Source organism: Pseudothauera rhizosphaerae (assembly GCF_004801305.1).
GTDB classification, from domain to species: Bacteria; Pseudomonadota; Gammaproteobacteria; order Burkholderiales; family Rhodocyclaceae; genus Pseudothauera; species Pseudothauera rhizosphaerae.
This window is the reverse complement of record NZ_SSOD01000015.1, coordinates 1-13,995: the sequence shown is the minus strand read 5'-3', so window position 1 is coordinate 13,995 and position 13,995 is coordinate 1. Positions and strand designations below refer to the sequence as shown.

At 68.8% G+C, this 13,995-nt stretch carries 15 protein-coding genes; 5 read left to right on the top strand and 10 right to left on the bottom strand.

Annotation, left to right across the window (positions count from 1 at the left end):
* Nucleotides 1-27 precede the first annotated feature (27 nt).
* From E6O51_RS16590 to E6O51_RS16580, 3 genes are read right to left on the bottom strand one after another with little or no spacing between them, the layout of a single operon-like run.
* Nucleotides 28-612 carry a hypothetical protein gene (locus E6O51_RS16590; protein WP_230976823.1) on the bottom strand — a complete coding sequence of 195 codons (585 nt, stop codon included), beginning with the start codon at nt 610-612 and terminating at the stop codon, nt 28-30.
* The gene (locus E6O51_RS16585; protein ID WP_136386123.1) at nt 609-1,046 is read right to left on the bottom strand and encodes a DNA polymerase III subunit chi; all 438 of its coding nucleotides are present in this window, start codon (nt 1,044-1,046) and stop codon (nt 609-611) included. The genes E6O51_RS16590 and E6O51_RS16585 overlap by 4 nt, the downstream gene beginning before the upstream one ends.
* Nucleotides 1,047-1,051: 5 nt before the next feature.
* Nucleotides 1,052-2,554 (bottom strand): leucyl aminopeptidase, encoded by a 1,503-nt coding sequence (locus E6O51_RS16580; RefSeq protein ID WP_136386122.1) that lies wholly within the window; start codon nt 2,552-2,554, stop codon nt 1,052-1,054.
* Nucleotides 2,555-2,701: 147 nt separating this feature from the next.
* Here E6O51_RS16580 and lptF point away from each other — a divergent pair, with 147 nt between their 5' ends.
* The gene (gene lptF / locus E6O51_RS16575; protein ID WP_136386121.1) at nt 2,702-3,784 is read left to right on the top strand and encodes an LPS export ABC transporter permease LptF; all 1,083 of its coding nucleotides are present in this window, start codon (nt 2,702-2,704) and stop codon (nt 3,782-3,784) included.
* Nucleotides 3,781-4,863, top strand: a complete 1,083-nt coding sequence (gene lptG / locus E6O51_RS16570; RefSeq protein WP_136386120.1) for an LPS export ABC transporter permease LptG — start codon at nt 3,781-3,783, stop codon at nt 4,861-4,863. The genes lptF and lptG overlap by 4 nt, the downstream gene beginning before the upstream one ends.
* Before the next feature lie 78 nt (nt 4,864-4,941).
* Here lptG and rplS read toward each other — a convergent pair whose 3' ends face one another.
* The 4 genes from rplS to rpsP form a co-directional block, all read right to left on the bottom strand.
* On the bottom strand, nt 4,942-5,337 hold the full coding sequence (gene rplS, locus E6O51_RS16565; protein ID WP_136386119.1) for a 50S ribosomal protein L19: 396 nt from the start codon (nt 5,335-5,337) through the stop codon (nt 4,942-4,944).
* An 84-nt stretch (nt 5,338-5,421) separates the two neighbouring features.
* Nucleotides 5,422-6,198, bottom strand: coding sequence for a tRNA (guanosine(37)-N1)-methyltransferase TrmD (gene trmD / locus E6O51_RS16560; RefSeq protein WP_136386197.1), 777 nt, complete (start codon nt 6,196-6,198; stop codon nt 5,422-5,424).
* Nucleotides 6,199-6,252: 54 nt separating this feature from the next.
* The gene (rimM, locus tag E6O51_RS16555; RefSeq protein ID WP_136386118.1) at nt 6,253-6,759 is read right to left on the bottom strand and encodes a ribosome maturation factor RimM; all 507 of its coding nucleotides are present in this window, start codon (nt 6,757-6,759) and stop codon (nt 6,253-6,255) included.
* Nucleotides 6,760-6,779: 20 nt separating this feature from the next.
* Nucleotides 6,780-7,028, bottom strand: a complete 249-nt coding sequence (gene rpsP, locus E6O51_RS16550) for a 30S ribosomal protein S16 (protein ID WP_136386117.1) — start codon at nt 7,026-7,028, stop codon at nt 6,780-6,782.
* Nucleotides 7,029-7,264: 236 nt separating this feature from the next.
* Between rpsP and E6O51_RS16545 the strand changes: the two genes are divergently transcribed.
* Nucleotides 7,265-8,740, top strand: coding sequence for a hypothetical protein (locus E6O51_RS16545; protein WP_230976822.1), 1,476 nt, complete (start codon nt 7,265-7,267; stop codon nt 8,738-8,740).
* On the opposite strand, the gene E6O51_RS16540 is transcribed toward E6O51_RS16545, so the two are convergent.
* Nucleotides 8,728-9,948: a YihY family inner membrane protein gene (locus E6O51_RS16540; protein ID WP_136386115.1), complete on the bottom strand. Its 1,221-nt coding sequence runs from the start codon at nt 9,946-9,948 to the stop codon at nt 8,728-8,730. The two genes, E6O51_RS16545 and E6O51_RS16540, sit on opposite strands and share 13 nt — an antisense overlap.
* A gap of 113 nt (nt 9,949-10,061) precedes the next feature.
* On the opposite strand from E6O51_RS16540, the gene wrbA reads away from it, so the two are divergent.
* Entirely contained in the window at nt 10,062-10,661 is a 600-nt protein-coding gene (gene wrbA, locus E6O51_RS16535) for an NAD(P)H:quinone oxidoreductase (RefSeq protein WP_136386114.1), read from the top strand.
* Complete coding sequence (locus E6O51_RS16530; RefSeq protein WP_136386113.1) at nt 10,658-11,017, top strand: DUF2069 domain-containing protein; 360 nt, start codon at nt 10,658-10,660, stop codon at nt 11,015-11,017. Before wrbA ends, E6O51_RS16530 begins: the two co-directional genes overlap by 4 nt.
* A 55-nt stretch (nt 11,018-11,072) precedes the next feature.
* Here the strand turns inward: E6O51_RS16530 and E6O51_RS16525 are convergent, their stop codons facing one another.
* Complete coding sequence (locus E6O51_RS16525) at nt 11,073-12,608, bottom strand: 2-isopropylmalate synthase (RefSeq protein WP_136386112.1); 1,536 nt, start codon at nt 12,606-12,608, stop codon at nt 11,073-11,075.
* Nucleotides 12,609-12,847: 239 nt separating this feature from the next.
* Nucleotides 12,848-13,630, bottom strand: coding sequence for a CDP-diacylglycerol--serine O-phosphatidyltransferase (pssA, locus tag E6O51_RS16520; RefSeq protein ID WP_136386111.1), 783 nt, complete (start codon nt 13,628-13,630; stop codon nt 12,848-12,850).
* Nucleotides 13,631-13,995 lie beyond the last annotated feature (365 nt).

Genomic DNA, 13,995 nt, shown 5'->3' with positions numbered 1-13,995 from the left:
GCGCGCAGCGGCGGCATCGGAGGAGGATCAGCGCCGCGCCGGCGGTTCCTGCGTCTGGTGGTCGAGCAGGTTGCTGATGCGGTCGGACAGCTCGGAGAGCAGGGTGGCGCGCAGATGGGCGAGCATTTCCGTCTGCATGCGCTGGGTGAGGCGGTCCAGTTCGCGGGCGAGGATCTGCGGGAACTCGACGTTGACCCAGCGTTCGACTTCGCGCGAGAGCTCGGTGTCGAGGCGGATCAGGCGCTCGGTCAGGAGATCGGGGGCGGGCGCTTCGAAGCCGGTGCCGGCGGGGGCCGGCGCTGCCGGGGCGGGAGCGGGGATCGCGTCCGCTGCCGGGGCAGGCGGCAGGGCCTCCGGCGGGGCACCGAAGTCGGGGGGCAGTTCGGTGGGCGGAGCTTCGGCCACCAGCGGCAGATCGAGTTCGGACTCGTCCACCACGTCGGTCAGGATGGGCAGGTCGTCGCCTTCCGCCGGTTCCGGCCCGGCCGGCGAGGCATCGCCGGTGCGATGGCGGCGGAGCAGGGCGTCGGCCTGGTCGAGCAGGCGGTCGGCCTCCTGGAACTCGTCCTCCTGCAGCGGGGAGGGGGAAGAGGGGGGCTGCCAGGGGTTCACATCGCCTCCCGGCGCACCGCGTCGAAGGGCTGGATGGGCAGGCCGAGCTGCTTGTAGTGGCGGTAGCGCTGGCGGGCGGGGGCCTTCTCGGCCTCGCTCTGGCCGACGATCTCCACCACCACGCGGAAACGTTCCAGGTCCGGCGGCAGATCGTCGGCGAGGTTGAACAGGATGTCCCCGTGCGGCCAGGCGGCGGGCGCGTCGCCGCGGCCGATGACCACCGGGGTCTCGGCGGCCAGCGGCGAATCGGCCATCACGTGGGGCACGAAGGCGAGCTGCTCGAAGCTCCACAGGGCCTGGTCCAGCCGTCGCGCGAGGGCGCCGTCGGCCGTGCGCAGCGCCACCTGCCGCCCGCCCGCATAGGCGCGCGCAGCCAGCTCGCAGGCCAGCGCGATGCGGTCGGGAGCGTCGTGGTAGAACTGCACCCGGGGCACGGGGCTCAGGCTCCGGCGCCGCTCGCGCGGGCGATCAGGAACTGGCTCAGCAGCGGCACCGGGCGGCCGGTGGCACCCTTGTTGTCGCCGGACAGCCAGGCCGTGCCGGCGATGTCCAGATGCGCCCACTTGTAGGCCTTGGTGAAGCGGGCGAGGAAGCAGGCCGCGGTGATGGTGCCGGCGTAGCGCCCGCCGATGTTGCCCATGTCGGCGAAGTTGCTCTTCAGCAGTTCCTGGTATTCGTCCCACAGGGGCAGTTGCCAGGCCCGGTCGCCGGATTCGGTGCCGCGCGCGAGGAGTTCGGCGGCCAGTTCGTCGTCGTTGGCGAGCAGGCCGCTGGGGATCTTGCCCAGGGCCACCACGCAGGCGCCGGTGAGGGTGGCGATATCCACGACGCAGACGGGCTTGAAGCGCTCCGCATAGGTCAGCGCGTCGCACAGGACGAGCCGCCCTTCGGCGTCGGTATTGAGGACTTCGATGGTCTGCCCGGACAGGGAGGTGACCACGTCGCCGGGTTTGGTGGCGCTGCCGCCGGGCATGTTCTCGGTGGTCGGGATCAGGCCGACCACGTTGATGGGCAGCGCCATGCGGGCGAGCGCCTTGAAGGTGCCCAGCACGCTGGCCGCGCCGCACATGTCGAACTTCATCTCGTCCATCTCGGCGGCGGGCTTGATGGAGATGCCGCCGGTGTCGAAGGTGATGCCCTTGCCCACCAGCACCACCGGCTTGTCCTTGGCCTTGCCGCCCTTGTACTGCATGACGATGAAGCGCGGCGGTTCGTGGGAGCCGCGCGCCACCGAGAGGAGCGCCCCCATGCCGAGCTTTTCCATGGCGGCGCGGTCGAGCACCTCGACCTTGAACTTGAACTGCTTGCCCAGGGACTGGGCGGTTTCCGCCAGGTGGGTGGGGGTGCACACGTTGCCCGGCTTGTTGCCCAGGTCGCGCGCCAGAGCCATGCCTTCGGCGATGGCCTGGCCGCACTTGACGGCGTTTTCCAGTTCGGCGTTGACCTTGTCGGCGATCGCCAGCGTGACCTTGCGCGCGCCGCGTTCCCTGGCGGCCTTGCCGTTGTTCGCCTTGGGGGCGTCGTAGCGGTAGGCGCCGTCGGCCAGCAGGCGGGTGGCCTGCAGCAGGCGCCAGGCGAGGTCGCGGTTCGGCAGGTCCACGTCGGCCAGGCATACGGCGGCTTCCTTCGCGGGGCCGGCGGCGAGTGCCTTGGCGGCGGCGGATACCGCATCGCGCCAGGCCTTGTCGCCCAGGTCTTCCTTCTTGCCCAGGCTGACCAGCAGCACCCGTTCGCTCGCGGTGCCGGGCAGATCGTGTACCAGCAGTTGGGAACCGGCCTTTTCTTCCAGGTCGCCGCGCTTGATCAGGGCGGCGAGCTTGCCCTTGGCGGCCTTGTCGAGGGCGGCGGCGGGGCCGGTGAGCTTCTCGCCGGCGAGCACGCCGACCACCAGGGTGCCGGTGGCGAGCTTCTCCGGCGAAGCCGTCTTTATGGTAAATTCCATGCGCTGTTCCTTGGGAAGGGGCGTGTCGCGAAACGTCGCCGATTATGGCGCTTTCGCGTCGAGGCCGTCAAAAGTCCAGTCCGCCGCCACGCCCTTTCGCACAACAAGAATCCCCGGTTCCCCCTCGGCCTCCTTTCCTCCCGCGCAATGATCTTCCGGCGCGCCTTGCAGCGCGAATTCGCCCATTCGGCCGCCGCCGTGTTCGTGGCGCTGTTCGCCATCCTCATCACCACGGTGCTGATCCGCATGCTGGGCGATGCGGCCGGGGGCAAGATTCCCTCCGACGCGGTGCTGGCGCTGATCGGCTTCGGCGCGCTGGCGCGCCTGCCGGTGGTGCTGTCGCTGACGGTGTTCATCGCCGTGCTGATGTCCTTGTCGCGCTCCTACCGGGATTCCGAGATGGTGGTGTGGTTCGCCGCAGGCGTGCCGCTCACCGCCTGGATCCGTCCCGTGCTGCGCTTCGCCGTGCCGCTGGTCGCCGTGGTCGCGGCGGCCACGCTGTTCCTGTCGCCGTGGGCCGAGCGCATGAGCATCGACTATCGCGACCGTCTGGAGAGCCGCGACGACAGCTCCCGCGTCTCCCCGGGGGTGTTCCGCGAATCGGCAGGGGCGCAGCGGGTGTTCTTCGTCGAGGTGGGTGCCGGCGAGGGGGAGAAGGTCAAGAACGTCTTCGTCAGCAGCGAAGGCGAGAACGGCCGTCATGGCGTGATCGTTTCCGCCGAAGGCTCGGTCCTCGTGGACGAGGACGGCGACCGCTACGTGGTGCTGGAACAGGGCCGCCGCTACGAGGGCGTGCCGGGCACCGCCGAATACCGGGTGATGGAGTTCGACCGCTATTCGGTGCTGGTCGAGCCGCGCGCCGTGGCCGGCCGCGCGCTGCGCACCCGCGCCATGCCCACCGCCGAACTGCTCGCCGAACCGGATGCGCGCAACCTGGGTGAGCTGCTCGGCCGCATCGGCATGCCGGTGGCCGCGCTGCTGCTGGCCTTGCTGGCGATTCCGCTGTCCTTCGTCAATCCGCGCGCCGGGCGCACCAACAACCTGATCGTGGCCGTGCTGACCTACCTGATCTACAGCAACGCGGTTTCCATCTGCCAGGCCTGGGTGGCGCGCGGGCGCATTCCGTTCGAGGCCGGCGTGCTGCTGCCGCACCTGGTGGTCGTCATGCTGCTGGCACTGATGTTCTACCGCCGCCTGGCGGTGTCGCCGTTCTGGCGGGCGCGCGCATGAGCCGCGTGCTGTGGCGCTACCTGGCGCGCGAGATCTTCGCCGCGACCGCACTCGTGCTGGTGGCATTCCTGGGCCTGTTCGCCTTCTTCGATTTCATCAACGAACTCGAGGACGTGGGCAAGCAGGGCTACGAGCTGCATCACGCGCTGATCTACGTGCTCATGACGCTGCCCAGCCGGGTCTACGAGCTGATGCCCATCGTCGTGCTGATCGGCACGCTGTATGCGCTGACCGCGCTGGCGCGCCATTCCGAGATCACCGTGATGCGCGCCTCGGGTCTGTCCAACGCAGCGCTGGTGCGCATTCTCGGCTTGATCGGCGTGGTGTTCGTGATCGTCACCTTCGTGTTCGGCGAATACCTTGCGCCGCCGGCCGAACGTGCGGCCCAGCAGTGGCGGCTGATGGCCACCCAGGCCACGGTGTCCCAGCAACTGCGCTCCGGCCTGTGGGTCAAGGACGGTCCGCGCGTGGTCAATGCGCGCACGCTGCGCCCGGACCGCAGCATGGAGCGGGTGCGCATCTTCGAGTTCGACGAGCACAACCAGATGGTCTCCATCAGCGAGGCCGAATCCGGGCGTTACGACGTGGCGGCCGCCAGTTGGCGGCTCACCGGCGTGCGCCAGACCCGCTTCGGCGACGACGCCACTGCCGTGGTCGAACTGCCGGAGATCACCTGGCGTTCCGAACTCACGCCGGAGGTGCTGAGCGTGCTGATGGTGGCCCCCGAGCGCATGTCGGTGAATGCGCTGTACGCCTACATCCGCCACCTGGAGGAGAACCGGCAGAGCACGGAGCGCTACGAGATCGCGCTGTGGAAGAAGCTCACCTATCCGCTCGCCGCGCTGGTGATGATCGCGCTGGCGCTGCCTTTCGCCTTCGTGCACGATCGCCGCAGCAGCGGGGTGAACGTGCGCATCTTCATCGGCGTCATGGTCGGCGTCGGCTTCCACCTGCTCAACGGCCTGTTCTCCAGCCTCGGCGTGATCAACGCGTGGCCGCCGCTGATGGCCGCGATCACCCCCAGCTTGCTCTTCCTGCTCGCCGCCGGCGCGCTGCTGTACGCGGTGGAGCGGCGCTGAAGGCCGCCCGCCTGCGCGGGCGGCGTAAACGACGAAACGGGCCCGAAGGCCCGTTTCGCATTACCTGCCTGCAGCCGCTCAGGCCTGTTGCTGCTTCTTCGCCGCAACCGCCTTGTAGTCGAGCTTTTCCTTGATCCGGGCGGACTTGCCGGAACGCTGGCGCAGGTAGTACAGCTTGGCGCGACGCACGTCACCGCGGCGCTTGACCTCGATGCTGGCCACCAGCGGGGAGTAGGTCTGGAACGTACGTTCCACGCCTTCGCCGGAGGAGATCTTGCGCACGATGAAGTTGGAGTTGAGGCCGCGGTTGCGCTTGGCGATCACCACGCCTTCGTAGGCCTGGAGACGTTCGCGGTTGCCTTCCTTGACCTTGACCTGCACCACCACGGTGTCACCGGGGGCGAACTCGGGGATGGTCTTGCCTTCGGTCAGGCGGGTGATTTCTTCCTGTTCGAGCTGCTGAATCAGGTTCATCTGTGACTCCTGTCGTATCTAACGGCCTTTGGCCTTGCATGCAGAGCAGGCGTACCTGGTGCGATGCGGTTTGTAAGGGAACGCTCAGTCCGTGCCGGCGCCGGGCGTTCCTTCCTGCTCCCGCTCGAACTCGTCGAGCAGGTTTGATTCTTCCTTGCTCAGCCGGCGCCCGGCCAGCAGGTCGGGGCGCAACAGGCTGGTACGGCCCAGGGACTGCTTGAGCCGCCAGCGGCGGATGGCCGCGTGGTTGCCGGACATCAATACCGCCGGTACCGCCTCGCCCTGGTACACCTCCGGGCGGGTGTAGTGCGGACAATCCAGCAAGCCGTCCGCGAACGAATCCTCGCGCGCCGAATCCGCATCGTTCAGCGCCCCCGGCAACTGCCGCACGATGGCGTCCAGCAGCACCATGGCCGCCAACTCGCCGCCCGACAGCACGAAGTCGCCGAGGGAAACCTCTTCATCGACGCAGCGGTCCAGCAAGCGCTGGTCGATGCCTTCGTAGCGGCCGCACAGCAGCACCAGGGCGGGCTGCGCGGCAAGCGCCAATACCTTTTCGTGGTCCAGCCTGCGCCCCTGGGGCGACAGGTAGATCACCCGTCCAGCCTGGCCCAGCGCATCCTGCTGCGCCCGGCGGGCCTGACGGATCGCCTGCTCCAGCGGTTCCGCCAGCATCACCATGCCCGGCCCGCCGCCGTAGGGACGGTCATCCACCGTGCGATGCACGTCGGTGGTGAAGTCCCGCGGGTTGTGGAAAGCGATCCGGTACAGACCGCGATCCTGCGCCCGCCGCGTGATGCCGCTGCCGGTGAGGGCGGCGAACATCTCCGGGAACAGCGTCACCACGTCGAAGCGCCGCATCGGATTGCTGCCTGCCCCGCCTGCCGCCTCGCCGTTCGCCAAGGCTGTTCCTCGCTACCAGTCTTTCTCCCAGCTCACCCGGATGCGCCGGGCGGCGGGATCCACTTCCTGCACGTAGGCGGCGACGAAGGGAATCAGCCGTTCGGCTTCGCCGTCCTGCACCTGCAACACATCATGCACGCCGGTCGAGAGCAGGCCGGAAACCGTGCCCAATGCCTCGCCGGCCTCGTTCTCCACCGCCAGCCCGATCAAATCGTGCCAGTAGTATTCGTCCGCCCCGGTGGCCGGCAGCGCCTCGCGCGGGGCGCCGATGTACCAGCCATCCAGCGCTTCGGCCGCGTTGCGGTCCGCTGCCTCGGCAAAGGCGGCCGCCAGCCCCTTGCCGTGCGCCCGACAGCCCGTCAGCGTCATCGGGCGCCACGCTTCGTCGGGCACGTCGTCGGCCGGAGCCAGCCACCACTGCGGCATCTTGCGCCAGGACAGCGGATCATCCCCGAAAGGGTGGATCCTGACCCAGCCCTGAACGCCAAAAGGGGCGACGATGCGCCCCAGTACGATCATGGTGCTGCCTTGCGTACCGCTCAGGCGGCCGCGGCAGCCTGCTTCACCAGGCGGGCGACGGTGTCGGAGAGCTGGGCACCGTTCTGCTGCCAGTAGCTCAGGCGCTCGGTGTTGATCACCAGGCTCTTCTCGGCGCCGGAAGCCACGGGGTTGTAGAAGCCGACGCGCTCGATGAAGCGGCCGTCGCGGCGGTTGCGCGACTCGGCGGCGACGATGTTGTAGAACGGGCGCTTCTTGGCGCCGCCACGGGCAAGACGAATGACGACCATCTGGGTATCCTGATCGGAAGATTCGGAAAACGCGGAACTATAGCGGATCGCGCCCGGGCAGACAAGTACGATCTTGGCCCCGGCGCCCTCGGGGATGCCCGTCGGCAGAGGTTTTTTCGCCCGGCGGCCGGGCGATGACCCGCGAGGCATGGCGATTTTGAATAGAATGCGCAGATCACAGCGGAAAGCCCTTAACGATGCAGGCGCCAGAACAACAATCTTCTTCGGTATCGGCCGTGACGGCCTGGCTTGCGGCCGAGCCGGCCGACGATCCGGCCGCCGACCTTGACGCGCTGCGGGCGCATGTCCGCGAACTGCGCGGGGCGGTACGCTCCGCCGACGAGTATCTGGACTGCCTGACGCAACTGGACTGGCGCGCGCGCGACATCGCCGAACGCTTCCGCGCCCGCCTGCTCAACGCACCGCTGCCGCTCGGGCCCGAATTGCGGCAACCGGTCGAAGGGTTGGTCGATGCCCTGCTCGATCTGGCGGCGGGCTTTCAACTGGGGCTGGAAGACGTTCGCGGGCGCTGGTTCGGGGCGCCGCGCGCCGAGCGCGGCGCACTCACCGAGCGTGCATTGCGTCTGTCCGGCGAGGCCTACCTGTTTGCCTGCATGATAGGCGCCCAGCCGCCGACGGGCTTCTGGCTGCAGGTGTATGCGCTGTTCGGTCTGGCCGAACTGTTCGGCGGCGGTGCCGAGGGCGAAGGCGCCGCGGCGCTGGCCGCGGCCAGCCGCATTCTGGCGGTCGCCGCGCTGCAGCCGGAGAGCCTGACCGGGCGCGAGCTGGTCTGGGTGCACGACTACCTGGAGAATGCGGAGGCCGACGGGCGGGTCGGGCGGGTGCGTTCGGCGCCGGAATCCTCCCTGTACTGGATGGACCCGGCGCGGGACGAGGCGCCGGTGGCGGCGTCGCGCCGCGGCTCGGGCGGAGCGCCGGGCCTGTTCTATTTCAATTCGGATGCCCTCGCGCAAGCCGTCGCCGATCGCCTGGAATGGCTGGAACTGCGCATCGCGCAGGCCGAAGTGCTCGGCCTGGAACGCGACGTGGAACTGCTCGATTCGGAGCATTCGGGCCTGCCCGCCGGCCTGACCCCGGTCGAGGTGCTGTCCCTGCTGCGCCGCATGCACGAGCGCTGGAATGCGCCGCCGTATCGCGAGAGCCCGCGCCAGCACCAGGAATACACGGTGCAGGTGTGCGCCGGCCTGCGCGCCATCTGGGAACTGTTCCAGCGCGGCGAACAGCACGCCCGCATCGCCGAGTGGATGGTGTACAACGAAAGCCCCGGCGGTTACGCCATCATCAGCGTGTCCGGGGTGTCCGGCGTGCTCAGCGCCGGCATGGTGCTGGCCTTGCGCCCCCATGCGGGCAAGCCGTGGTCGCTGTGCATCGTGCGCTGGATTCGCAGCGACGATGCCGAGCAGGTCGAACTCGGCCTGCAGGTCATCGCCCAGGGCGGAGAGGCCGCGACCGTGGGTTTCCGCGGCGGCGACGTGAAGACCATGACTCCGGCACTGGTGCTGCCGCCGCTGCCCGGCGTGCGCCACGGTCCGGCCATCCTGGTGCAGACGGGCTCCTACACGTCGCGGCGCTTCGTCCTGATCAGCGACGGGGGCCGCCTGTACGTGGCCCAGGGCAGGGTGACCAGCCTGGACATGCAGACCGCGAACATCGAACTGCTGCAGTACGAGATCGACCCCTACCCGTTGTGAGTTTCGGCGCCGCCGGCAAGCAGTTCGGCGAGCGTGAGGTCCGCCTGGCACAGGGCGGCGGCGAAGCGTTCGGCCGCCCGCTGCGCGGGCGAACCGGCGGTGGCCTGCAGCCAGGACTCGGGCGCCAGCGCGAAACGGGCGATCACGTCCGACAGGCGCAGGCGCTCGGGCGCGATGCCCAGCACCCACTCGCCGTTCTCGGTGCGCGCCACCCAGCCCGCATCGCACATCGTGCCCAGCACGTTCTCGCACTGGTCGTCGGCCAGGCTCGCGCCCGTGCGCAGCGTGGCGAAGGACTCCGGGCGGCCGGCGTGCTGGGCGTGGGCGAGATCCACCAGCATGTTCAGGGCGGCATGGGTGCGGTCGCCGGGAAAGGGCGCTGCCACCCGGCGCCGTTCGAGGAAGGACGGCAGCGTGGCGGTGACCAGGGCGCCGAGCAGCACGATGACCCAGGACAGGTAGAGCCAGACCAGGAAGATGGGCAGGGCCGCGAAGGCGCCATAGACCAGCGTGTAGGTCGGAAAGCGGGTGATGAACAGGCCGAAGGCGCGCTGCATGAGCACGAAGGCGATCGCCGCGGCGATGCCGCCGGCCAGGGCATGCAGCGGGCGCACCGGATGGTTGGGCACGGCGAAGTAGAGATAGCTGAACAGCGCCGCGAGCATGACCGGCGGCAGCAGGCGGGCCGCCAGTTCGCCCAGGTAGGGCACGTGGTGGCCCAGTTGCATGGAGGCGCTGATCAGGTAGCCGGAAGCGAACACGCTGCCGCCCAGCACCAGCGGGCCCAGGGTGAGCGCGAACCAGTACACCGCGATGCGGAACAGCAGCGGGCGCGGCTGGCGCACGCCCCAGATCTGGTTGAACACCCGCTCGATGGTGGACAGCAGCATCAGCGCGGTGACCACCAGCAGGGCGGTGCCCAGCATGGTCAGGCCGGCGGCCTTCTGGGAGAACTGCAGCGCGTAGTTGGTGACGATGCGGCCGGCGCGCTCGGGCAGCAGGTTCTCCAGCAGGAAGGCGCGCAGGGAATCGCCCAACTCGGCGAAGCCGGGGAAGTTGCTGAACAGCGCGATGGCCACGGTGATCAGCGGTACGAGCGCGAGCAGGGTGGTGAACACCAGGCTGCCGGCGACCTGCGTGCAATGGGTGGCCCGGAAGCGGGTGAGCAGCAGGCCCTGGAGGTCGCGGGCGGCGTACAGGAATTTCATCGATGCGGGTTCCGGCGACCCGGGTGGGCTGCCGGCGAACGGTATAATCCCGGCATTCTAGCCGGCATGCCCCGACCGGCGCAGCGCCGGCCCCGTCTTTTTATCCCGTTCCGATGAAAGAGATTCTGATCCTCTACTACAGTCACCGCGGCTCCGTCCGCGCCCTGGCCGAGCAGATCGCCCGCGGCGTGCACCAGGTGCCCGGCGCGGCCGCGCGGGTGCGCACCGTGCCGCGGGTGTCCACGGTGTGCGAGGCGGTGGAGGAGGCGATTCCTGCCGACGGCCCGCCCTACGTGGAAGCGTGCGACCTGGAGGAATGCATCGGACTCGCCCTCGGCAGCCCGACCCGCTTCGGCAACATGGCCGCGCCGATGAAGTACTTCCTCGACGGCCTGGCCGGCCCCTGGGCGAACGGCACCCTGGCCGGCAAGCCGGCCTGCGTGTTCACTTCCACCGCCAGCCTGCACGGTGGGCAGGAGAGCACGCTGTTGTCCATGATGCTGCCGCTGCTGCACCACGGCATGCTGATCGCCGGGCTGCCGTACACCGAGCCGGCCCTCGACGCCACGTCCGGCGGCGGCACGCCCTACGGCGCCAGCCACGTGGCCGGCCAGGACGGCAGCCCGGTGCTGAGCGCGGACGAAGCGGCGCTGGCCCAGGCCCAGGGGCGCCTGCTTGCGCAATACGCGCTGAAGCTGGCGGAGGCGCGATGAGGCCTGCCGTACTGCAACTGGTGGCCAGCGCCGCCCTGATCGCACTGATCGTGCTGTGCGTGCTGTGGGAAGGCTGGCTCGCGCCCATCCGTCCGGGCGGTTCCTGGCTCACGCTGAAGGCCCTGCCGCTGCTGGCGCCCCTGTTCGGCATCCTGCGCGGCCGGCGCTATACGTACCAATGGACCTCCATGCTGTCCCTGCTGTACTTCACCGAGGGCGTGCTGCGGGTCGGCGACCCGGGGCTGACGGGGGTGTTCGCGGCGCTCGAACTGGCGTTGGCGCTGGTGCTGTTCTTTTCCACGATGTTCTACTCGCGGCTCACCGCCCCGTCGCGGCAGAAGCTGGCCGGCGAATGAAAACGGGGCGGGCCGGCATGGGCCGATCCGCCCCGTCGGTCTGCGCGAGATACGCTCAGACCTGTGGATTCACCCTTTCCAGCTTGCTGTGCAGCTTGTTGAGCGCGTTCAGGTAGGCCTTGGCCGAGGCGACGATGATGTCCGTGTCCGCCCCCTGGCCGTTGACCACGCGGCCGTCCTTCGCCAGGCGCACGGTGACTTCGCCCTGGGCGTCGGTGCCGGTGGTGATGGCGTTGACCGAGTACAGCAGCAGTTCGGTGCCGCTCCCGGCCACGCTCTCGATGGCCTTGAAGGCCGCGTCCACCGGGCCGGAGCCCTCGGCGCAGGTGTGGGTCTCGTTGCCGCCCACGGCCAGCGTGATCTCCGCCTGCGGCGTCTCGCCGGTTTCCGAGTGGAAGCGGGAGGACAGCAGGCGGTAGTGCTCCAGTTCCGGCGTGGTGGCCTCGTCGCTCATCAGGGCGTGCAGGTCCTCGTCGAAGATCTCGTGTTTCTTGTCGGCGAGTTCCTTGAAGCGGGCGAAGGCGTGGTTGAGGTGGTCCTCCGACTCGATCACGATGCCCAGCTCTTGCAGGCGCGAGCGGAAGGCGTTGCGCCCGGAGTGCTTGCCCAGCACCAGCTTGTTGGCGCCCCAGCCCACGTCTTCGGCGCGCATGATCTCGTAGGTTTCCCGGTGCTTGAGCACGCCGTCCTGGTGGATGCCGGATTCGTGGGCGAAGGCGTTGGCGCCGACGATGGCCTTGTTGGGCTGCACAGGGAAGCCGGTGATGCCGGACACCAGCTTGGAGGCGGGTACGATCTGCGTGGTGTCGATACCGGTGTCGCACTGGAACACGTCGCGCCGCGTGCGCACGGCCATGACCACTTCCTCCAGGGATGCGTTGCCGGCACGCTCGCCCAGCCCGTTGATGGTGCATTCCACCTGGCGCGCGCCGGCGCGCACGGCGGCCAGCGAGTTGGCCACGGCCAGGCCCAGGTCGTTGTGGCAGTGCACGGACCACACCACCTTGTCCGAGTTGGGCACGCGCTCGATCAGCGTGCGGAGGGTGGCGGCGAACTGCTCGGGCACGTTGTAGCCCACCGTGTCCGGCACGTTGATGGTTGTGGCGCCAGCGTGGATGACGGCCTCGAAGATGCGGCACAGGAAGTCGATCTCGGAGCGGCCGGCGTCTTCGGCGGAGAATTCGATGTCGCCGGTGTATTCCTTCGCCCAGGCGATGGCCTTGACCGCCTGCTCGACCACCTGGTCGGGCGTCATGCGCAGCTTCTTCTCCATGTGGATGGGGCTGGTGGCGATGAAGGTATGGATGCGCCCGCGGGCGGCCGGGCGGATGGCTTCGCCCGCGCGGCGGATGTCGTTCTCGTTGGCGCGGGCCAGCGAACAGACGGTGGATTCCTTGACCGCTTCGGCGATGGCGCGCACGGATTCGAAGTCGCCGTTGGAGGCGGCGGCGAAGCCCGCTTCGATCACGTCCACCCGCATGCGTTCGAGCTGGCGGGCGATGCGCAGCTTCTCGTCGCGGGTCATGGAGGCGCCGGGGCTCTGTTCGCCGTCGCGCAAGGTGGTGTCGAAGATGATCAGTTGGTCGTTCATGTCGGGCTCCAGCGGGGAAGGTCTCGTGCGGATGAATACGGACGTTCCCTGCAGCGGATGCAGGGAACGGGCAGCGGAGGAGGGGGATGTATGGTCAGCGCGCGGGGCGCAGCAGCGGGCCGAGCGGAAGCAGGCTCGCCGGCAGGGGGCGAAGCGACGGGGGGAGGGAGTCGCGTTCGGAAATCATGGGCCGACTATAGATCAGCTCTCGCAGCGTGTGCAAGCGTGGGGCCCGCCCCTCAGCCGTCGTGGGGTTCCTGGCTCGGCGGCCCGTTGCGCTGGGCCTCGGCGCGCCGCCTGCGCCGGTTGAGCCAGCGCCAGCCGTACAGCGCGTAGCCGGAGAAGGCATAGCCCAGGAAGAGCGCGAACAGCACGCCCGGCGGATAGCTGGAGACCAGCGCGAAGGCCAGCACCAACGCGATGAGCACGATGAAGGGCACGCTCTTGCGCAGGTTGATGTCCTTGCCGCTCCAGAACAGCACGTTGCTGACCATGGAGATGCCGGCGAACACGGTCAGGAAGCAGGCGAGCCAGTTCACGTCCTCGCCGGTGAGGCCGTTGTCGATGACCACCCACACCATGCCGGCGATCAGGGCCGCCGCGGCCGGGCTGGGCAGGCCCTGGAAGTAGCGCTTGTCGATGACGTCGATGTTGGTGTTGAAACGCGCCAGTCGCAGCGCGGCGCCGGCGCAGTAGATGAAGGCGGCGATCCAGCCCAGCTTGCCCAGGTCCTGCAGTGCCCATTCGTACATGACCAGCGCCGGGGCGGCGCCGAAGGACACCATGTCGGCCAGGGAATCGTACTCGGCGCCGAAGGCGCTCTGGGTGTGGGTCAGGCGCGCCACCCGGCCGTCCAGGCCGTCGAAGATCATGGCCACGAAGATGGCGACCGCGGCGTATTCGAAGCGGCTGTTCATGGCCTGCACGATGGCGTAGAAGCCGGCGAACAGGGCGGCGGTGGTGAACAGGTTGGGCAGGATGTAGATGCCGCGGCGGCGTTTTTCGATCGGGATTAGGGTCATCGGTGCAGTGGATCCGCCAGGAGCGCGGCCGCGCAGGCCGCAGGGGGTCGATGCAGGATTCTACCGCAAGCGCGGCCCGGCGGCCGGTACTGCAATGGACGAGGGCCGGTCTGCAGAAAACCGGGCTTCGCCATGCCACTGTCTTGCGATTATCGCTCGCTGCACGGGCTGGCGGCTGCCAGGCCGAAATCGACGCGCTTCTGATCGACCTCGCACAGCTGGCCATCGTGCTGATACCGCCTAGGGAATCGCTGATTTATTCCTCCGCCGGCGCCCCGGCACAGAGATGCGCTTGAGATAATGGAGGCTGTGTTCGAATGACAGGACGTGGGCCGATGCAATCGAGCTTTTCCGAGTTGGAGTAC

What these genes read in the sequence shown, in the direction of transcription:
- E6O51_RS16580 (WP_136386122.1), bottom strand. Translation starts at nt 2,554, where the DNA reads ATGGAATTTACCATAAAGACGGCTTCGCCGGAGAAGCTCGCCACCGGC.
- lptF (WP_136386121.1), top strand. Translation starts at nt 2,702, where the DNA reads ATGATCTTCCGGCGCGCCTTGCAGCGCGAATTCGCCCATTCGGCCGCC.
- lptG (WP_136386120.1), top strand. Translation starts at nt 3,781, where the DNA reads ATGAGCCGCGTGCTGTGGCGCTACCTGGCGCGCGAGATCTTCGCCGCG.
- rplS (WP_136386119.1), bottom strand. Translation starts at nt 5,337, where the DNA reads ATGAACCTGATTCAGCAGCTCGAACAGGAAGAAATCACCCGCCTGACC.
- trmD (WP_136386197.1), bottom strand. Translation starts at nt 6,198, where the DNA reads ATGCGGCGCTTCGACGTGGTGACGCTGTTCCCGGAGATGTTCGCCGCC.
- rimM (WP_136386118.1), bottom strand. Translation starts at nt 6,759, where the DNA reads ATGATCGTACTGGGGCGCATCGTCGCCCCTTTTGGCGTTCAGGGCTGG.
- rpsP (WP_136386117.1), bottom strand. Translation starts at nt 7,028, where the DNA reads ATGGTCGTCATTCGTCTTGCCCGTGGCGGCGCCAAGAAGCGCCCGTTC.
- E6O51_RS16540 (WP_136386115.1), bottom strand. Translation starts at nt 9,948, where the DNA reads ATGAAATTCCTGTACGCCGCCCGCGACCTCCAGGGCCTGCTGCTCACC.
- wrbA (WP_136386114.1), top strand. Translation starts at nt 10,062, where the DNA reads ATGAAAGAGATTCTGATCCTCTACTACAGTCACCGCGGCTCCGTCCGC.
- E6O51_RS16530 (WP_136386113.1), top strand. Translation starts at nt 10,658, where the DNA reads ATGAGGCCTGCCGTACTGCAACTGGTGGCCAGCGCCGCCCTGATCGCA.
- E6O51_RS16525 (WP_136386112.1), bottom strand. Translation starts at nt 12,608, where the DNA reads ATGAACGACCAACTGATCATCTTCGACACCACCTTGCGCGACGGCGAA.
- pssA (WP_136386111.1), bottom strand. Translation starts at nt 13,630, where the DNA reads ATGACCCTAATCCCGATCGAAAAACGCCGCCGCGGCATCTACATCCTG.